Genomic DNA, 5,820 nt, shown 5'->3' with positions numbered 1-5,820 from the left:
ACCCCCCACCACCTCACCCCCCACCACCCGCTGCGACGTCACCAGATTGGCCTTAACCCGCGATCGCTTCCGATGTGACGGTAGTTCAGAGCTGTGCTCGTCCGATCTCCCGCACCGCGCCCGCCCGCCCGCCCCCGTCCGCCCGTCCCCGCACCGCGCCCGCCCGCCCCCGTCCGCCCCCGTCCCGGTCCCTGCCCCGACCCCGTCCCGACCCCCGTCCCGGTCCCTGTCCCGGCCCCCCTCCGGCCCCTCCCCCGACCCTCGTACCGACCCTCGCCGGGTCGAGGGTCGGCCGGCCGGCGACGCGGGTCCGCGCGGGGGGCCTTTGCCCGTTCCGCGTATTACTTTGGGGTAATGCCGTCCATCGCACTCGTCACGCTCGTCGTCCGTGATTACGACGAGGCCCTCGCCTTCTACACCGACGCCCTCGGCTTCGACCTCGTCGAGGACACCGACCGGGGCGACGGCACCCGCTGGGTCGTCGTCCGCCCGCGCGGCTCCGGCGGCGTCGGCGGACTGGGGAACGCGGGGCTGCTGCTCGCCCGCGCCAAGAACGAGGAGGAGGAGGCCGCCGTCGGCAACCAGACGGGCGGCCGGGTCGGCTTCTTCCTCCACACCGACGACTTCGCCGGCGACCACGCCCGGATGACGGCGGCCGGGGTGAAGTTCCTGGAGGAGCCCCGCCACGAGCCGTACGGCTCCGTCGCCGTCTTCGAGGACCTGTACGGCAACCGCTGGGACCTCCTCCAGCCGGCGGACGCCACCGCCTGAAATTCGCTGTCGGCCGGACGGGGCGGCTCCCTAGACTCGCGGCACCGCGCACCACCGGGTGTGCGGTGCCGTTTCCGTGCCCGACCGAACCGAGGGGAGCCGACCGTGCGTCACCCGCGCGCCGCCGTCGCCGTCCTCCCCCGCGCCCGCCGGTACGACGTGATCCTCGCCTCTCCCGCCTGCCGGTGACGGCTGCGCGCCCGTCACCGCAGGCCCGCTGACGCCCTCCCGCGTCCGGGAATCGCGCTGCCCTGTCCCCACATCGCAGCGAAAGGCACGACACCATGCGCGTCCAGCGCGACGACCGCGTCCGCAACCTCGGCATCCTGGCCCACGTCGACGCGGGCAAGACCACCGTCACCGAGCGGATCCTGTTCCTGACCGGCGCCGTCCACAAGCGGGGCGAGGTCCACGACGGCACCACCGTCACCGACTTCGACCCGCAGGAGCGGGAGCGCGGCATCACGATCTCCGCCGCCGCCGTCAGCTGCGCCTGGGACGGCCACCGGATCGCCCTCATCGACACGCCCGGCCACGTCGACTTCTCCGACGAGGTCGAGCGCGCGCTCCGCGTCCTCGACGGGGCCGTGGCCGTCTTCGACGCGGTCGCGGGCGTCGAGCCGCAGAGCGAGACGGTGTGGCGGCAGGCCGACCGGCACGGCGTCCCCCGGATCGCGTTCGTCAACAAGATGGACCGGGCCGGCGCCGACCTCGACGCGGCCGTCGCCTCGATCCGGGACCGCCTCGGCGCCGTCCCGCTCCCCGTCCAGCTGCCCGTCGGGCGGGAGGACGGCTTCCGGGGCGTCGTGGACCTCGTCCGGATGAAGGCGTACGTGTGGGGCGACGGCGGGCGCGAGGAGACCGACGTCCCCGCCGGGCTCCGGGACGAGGCGGTACGCCGCCGCCGCGCGCTGGAGGAGGCCGTGGCCGAGCTGCACCCCGGGGCCCTGGAGGAGTTCTGCGCGGACGGGGAGCTGTCCGACGGGACGCTCGCGCGGGCCCTGCGGGCGCTCACCCTGGCCGGCGCGGCCGTGGTGGTGCTGTGCGGTTCGGCGTACCGCGACCGGGGCGTGGAGCCGCTCCTGGACGCGGTCGTCGCCTACCTGCCCGCCCCCGTCGACCGGCCCCCGGTCGGCGGCGAGCGGGCGGCCGATCCGTACGGGCCGCTGGTCGCGCTCGCATTCAAGGTGAGCGCGGCGCCGACCGGCCGCATGACGTACGTCCGGGTCTACTCGGGCGCGCTCGGGAAGGGGGACACCGTGCTCGACACCGCCACCGGGCGCACGGAGCGGATCTCGCGCGTGCTGCGCGTGCAGGCCGACCGGACGGCCGAGGTGTCCCTCGCCGTCGCCGGGGACATCGTCGCCGTCGTCGGCCCGAAGGCCGTCCGCGCCGGGGCCACCCTGTGCGCCCCGTACGCGCCGGTCGTCCTCGAACCGCCGGTCACCGCCGACCCGGTGGTCTCGGTGGCCGTGGAGGCCCGCCGGTCCACGGACACCGGCCGGCTGGCGGCGGGCCTCGCCCGGCTCGCCGAGGAGGACCCGTCGCTGGTGGTGCGGACCGACCCGGAGACGGGTCAGACCGTCCTGTCCGGCCTGGGCGAGCTGCACCTGGAGGTCGCGGTGGAGCGGCTGCGCCGCGACCGGGGCCTGGAGGTCGCGGTCGGGCGTCCGCAGGTGGCGTACCGGGAGACGGTGGTGAAGGGGGTGACGGGACTGGTGTACCGGCACGTCAAGCAGGACGGCGGTGCGGGCCAGTTCGCCCACGTCGTCCTCGACGCCGAACCGCTCGATGACGGCGGGGAGTTCGCCTTCTCGTCCGTGGTCACGGGCGGGCGGGTGCCGCAGGAGTACGTCCGGGCGGTCGAGGCCGGCTGCCGGGACGCGCTCGCCGAGGGCCCCCTCGGCGGGCACCCGGTGACGGGCGTCCGCGTCACGCTCACGGACGGCACCACCCACCCGAAGGACTCATCGGACACGGCGTTCCGCGCGGCCGGCCGCTTCGCGCTCCGCGAGGCGCTCCGGGCGAGCGTCATGACGCTGCTCGAACCGGTCGCCGAGGTGACGGTCACCGTCCCCGCGGAGTCGGTCGGCACGGTCCTCGGCGACCTCGCGGCCCGCCGCGGCCGGGTCACCGACTCGCAGGTCCGGGGCGGTACGTCGGTGGTGACGGCGACGGTCCCGCTGGCCGAACTCTTCGGCTACGCCGGGAGCCTGCGCGGCCGCACCCAGGGCCGGGGCACCTTCACCACCCGCCCCGCCGGCTACGAGCCCCTGAAGGGCTGACCCCCAGCGGGCCGGGCCGGACCTCACGCCCCGAGGTCCAGCTCGGCCCGCACCGTCTTCCCGACCGGCACGCGGTCGAACGCCTCCCACCGCGAGACCAGCGCCTCCACCAGGAGCAGCCCCCGTCCGCCCTCGTCGAGCGGCCCCGGCTCCCCCGCCGCCGGCCACCGCTCGCCCCGGGTGTCGGAGACGTCGATCCGCAGCAGGATCCGGGGCACGTAGAGGAGCGCCAGCTCGCAGTCCCGCCCCGGCACCCGCCCGTGGGTGACCGCGTTGGCGGCGAACTCGGCGACGACGGTCCCGGCGGTGTCGGAGAGCCCGGAGCCGTACGGCACGCCCCACTCGTCCAGTTGGTGGAGGGCGAGCCTCCGGGCGAGCCGGGCGCCGCGCGGAGTGGAGCTGAAACGCTGCGCGAACATACGTACGGTGACGGGCCCTTTACGGGTCAGCGGGGTGGCCATGGGGCCAATGTGGCGCCGAAAAGGGGGAGTTGCCAGGTGAGGAACCCGTACGCTGTGCAGCGTACGGGTTCACGCTCTGGACGGTACCGGTGACTGTCCGTGAACCTGGATGCGTTCAGCACGAGCACACGGGTGCGGAGGTGGCGGGGTGACGGACGAGGTTCCGAAGGGGAGCGAACCGGAGACGTCGGAGAGCCTGAAGGCTTTCGGGGAAGTGGTCAAGGTCTTCCGCAGACGAGCGGGCCTGACGCAGGAGCAGTTCGCACCGCTGGTGGGCTACTCGCTCCCGATGGTCGCCTCGATCGAGCAGGGGAGGCGGCTGCCGTCGAAGGAGTTCGTGGAGAAGGCGGAGGAGGTGCTGGACGCGTTCGGGGCGCTCAGGGCGGCGGCGAAGCACCTGACGCGCAAGGCGGGGTTGGCGAAGTGGTTCGAGGAGTGGGCGGAGTTGGAGCCGCAGGCGGTGACGCTGTACACCTTCGAGAACCGGCTGGTGCCTGGGTTGTTCCAGACGCCGGCGTACGCCCGGACGCTGTTCGAGGAGCAGATTCCGGCGATGAGCGACGACCAGATCGCATCGAACCTGACCAGGCGTTTGGAACGGACGAGCATCCTCACGGAACGCCCGCACACGATCTACAGCTTCACCATCGAGGAGCACGTGCTGCGTCGCCAGGTGGGCAGCCCGGACATCATGCGCGAGCAGATCGACCACATCATCGAACTCAGCGAACGGCGCAACATCGACATCCAGATCATGGCCCAGTCACGCGGGTACCACGCAGGCCTCGGCGGCCCTTTCTGCCTCCTGGAGACCCAGGAGAACACCTGGTACGCCTACTGCGAGGGCCAGGAGACCGGCCAGCTCATCTCCGACCCCAAAGTGGTCAGCATCATCCAGCAGCGGTATGCCAGGATGCGAGCACAGGCCCTGCCTGTCGAGGCATCCGTGGGCCTGTTGCGGGAGATCCGAGGAGCACGATGAGCACCACAGACCTGGTCTGGTTCAAGAGCAGCTACAGCAGCGGCAGCGGCGACAACTGCGTGGAGGTCGCCCTCTCCTGGCACAAGTCCAGCTACAGCAGCGGCGGCGACGGCGACTGCGTCGAGGTAGCCGCCTGCCCCTCCACCGTCCACGTCCGCGACTCCAAGGTCCCGGACGGTCCTCAGTTCACCGTGGCGCCCGCCGCCTGGACGGAGTTCGTCGCCCAGCTCGCCTGAGGGGCGGCTGTGCCAGGATGCGTGTACCTGCCCCCTACCGCACGTGGGCGGGCCGGTACACGCACGTCCTGAGGAGCGACCCGCATGAGCAACGACTACCTGTCCGGCCTCTTCTCCCTGGAGGGCCGCACCGCCCTGGTCACGGGCGGAAGTTCCGGTATCGGGAGGGCGATCGCGGGGGCGCTGGCCCGGGCCGGGGCGAGCGTCGTGGTCCTGGCGCGCAAGGAGGCGGAGCTCGCCGCGACCGTGGACGAGCTGACCGCCGACGGCTGCCGGGCGGCCTGGGTGAGCGCCGACCTGAGCACCCGCGACGGCATCCGGGCGGGCGCGGAGGCGGCCGCGGCCGTGTTCGGCGAGCCGGACATCCTCGTCAACTCCGCCGGGATCAACCTCCGCCCGCCCTTCGGCGAGGTGGGCGAGGAGGTCTGGGACACCACGATGACGGTGAACCTGGAGGCGCCGTTCCTCCTCGGGCAGCGGTTCGGGCCGGGGATGGCGGAGCGCGGCTTCGGCCGGATCATCCACGTGACCTCGCAGCAGGCGCACCGCGCGTTCGTGCAGAGCGGGGCGTACGGGGTGTCCAAGGGCGCCCTGGAGTCCCTGGCGCGCTCGCAGGCCGAGGCGTGGTCGCCGTACGGCGTCACCGCCAACACCCTGGTCCCCGGCTTCGTGATGACCCCGCTCAACGCGCGCCTCTCCTCCGACCCGGCCAAGGTCGCCGCGCTCGCCGCCCGCACGATGACGGGCCGCAACGGCCTGGCCGAGGACTTCGCGGGCGCCGCCGTCTTCCTCGCGAGCGCCGCCTCCGCGTACGTCACGGGCCACTCCCTCTTCGTGGACGGCGGCTTCTCCGTCCACTAGGAGCGGGCGCGGACCCGGCCGTCACCGGAGAGTGGCGCACGTCACATCGGATCGTGTCACGACTGCGCGGCGGCCGGTGTCCTGAGGGCATGAGCGAGCACGACAACGCCGGTGGGGCCGCGGTCACCGGCGGCGGGTACGCCGGGACGCCCGCGGCCGACCGCCCGCGGCAGCGCGCCGACGTGCCCGTGACCATCGACGAGTCCCGGTGCATCGACGGCTGC

6 protein-coding genes are annotated in these 5,820 nt (G+C 73.5%); 5 read left to right on the top strand and 1 reads right to left on the bottom strand.

The features are described from left to right. Positions 1-354: 354 nt before the first annotated feature. Both AB0E83_RS34850 and fusA read left to right on the top strand, forming a co-directional pair. Positions 355-771, top strand: coding sequence for a VOC family protein (locus AB0E83_RS34850; protein WP_362120749.1), 417 nt, complete (start codon positions 355-357; stop codon positions 769-771). A 284-nt stretch (positions 772-1,055) separates the two neighbouring features. Continuing rightward, complete coding sequence (gene fusA, locus AB0E83_RS34845) at positions 1,056-3,056, top strand: elongation factor G (protein ID WP_362120747.1); 2,001 nt, start codon at positions 1,056-1,058, stop codon at positions 3,054-3,056. A 23-nt stretch (positions 3,057-3,079) separates the two neighbouring features. Here the strand turns inward: fusA and AB0E83_RS34840 are convergent, their stop codons facing one another. Beyond that, on the bottom strand, positions 3,080-3,517 hold the full coding sequence (locus AB0E83_RS34840; protein ID WP_362120745.1) for an ATP-binding protein: 438 nt from the start codon (positions 3,515-3,517) through the stop codon (positions 3,080-3,082). A gap of 148 nt (positions 3,518-3,665) precedes the next feature. On the opposite strand from AB0E83_RS34840, the gene AB0E83_RS34835 reads away from it, so the two are divergent. From AB0E83_RS34835 to AB0E83_RS34825, 3 genes are all read left to right on the top strand, one after another. Next, positions 3,666-4,499: a helix-turn-helix transcriptional regulator gene (locus AB0E83_RS34835; RefSeq protein WP_362120743.1), complete on the top strand. Its 834-nt coding sequence runs from the start codon at positions 3,666-3,668 to the stop codon at positions 4,497-4,499. Then, positions 4,496-4,735, top strand: a complete 240-nt coding sequence (locus AB0E83_RS34830; RefSeq protein WP_362120741.1) for a DUF397 domain-containing protein — start codon at positions 4,496-4,498, stop codon at positions 4,733-4,735. Before AB0E83_RS34835 ends, AB0E83_RS34830 begins: the two co-directional genes overlap by 4 nt. 84 nt (positions 4,736-4,819) lie before the next feature. Next, positions 4,820-5,596, top strand: coding sequence for an SDR family oxidoreductase (locus tag AB0E83_RS34825; protein ID WP_362120739.1), 777 nt, complete (start codon positions 4,820-4,822; stop codon positions 5,594-5,596). The last annotated feature ends 224 nt before the right edge of the window (positions 5,597-5,820 follow it).

It is taken from the genome of Streptomyces sp. NPDC035033, from assembly GCF_040636735.1.
GTDB lineage: Bacteria > Actinomycetota > Actinomycetes > Streptomycetales > Streptomycetaceae > Streptomyces.
Note: the sequence above shows the minus strand (reverse complement) of the source record. Positions and strands in the feature narration are given on the sequence as shown.

Excerpts from the sequence above, each read along its gene's own strand:
- AB0E83_RS34850 (WP_362120749.1), top strand. The coding sequence starts at position 355 with ATGCCGTCCATCGCACTCGTCACGCTCGTCGTCCGTGATTACGACGAG.
- fusA (WP_362120747.1), top strand. The coding sequence starts at position 1,056 with ATGCGCGTCCAGCGCGACGACCGCGTCCGCAACCTCGGCATCCTGGCC.
- AB0E83_RS34840 (WP_362120745.1), bottom strand. The coding sequence starts at position 3,517 with ATGGCCACCCCGCTGACCCGTAAAGGGCCCGTCACCGTACGTATGTTC.
- AB0E83_RS34830 (WP_362120741.1), top strand. The coding sequence starts at position 4,496 with ATGAGCACCACAGACCTGGTCTGGTTCAAGAGCAGCTACAGCAGCGGC.
- AB0E83_RS34825 (WP_362120739.1), top strand. The coding sequence starts at position 4,820 with ATGAGCAACGACTACCTGTCCGGCCTCTTCTCCCTGGAGGGCCGCACC.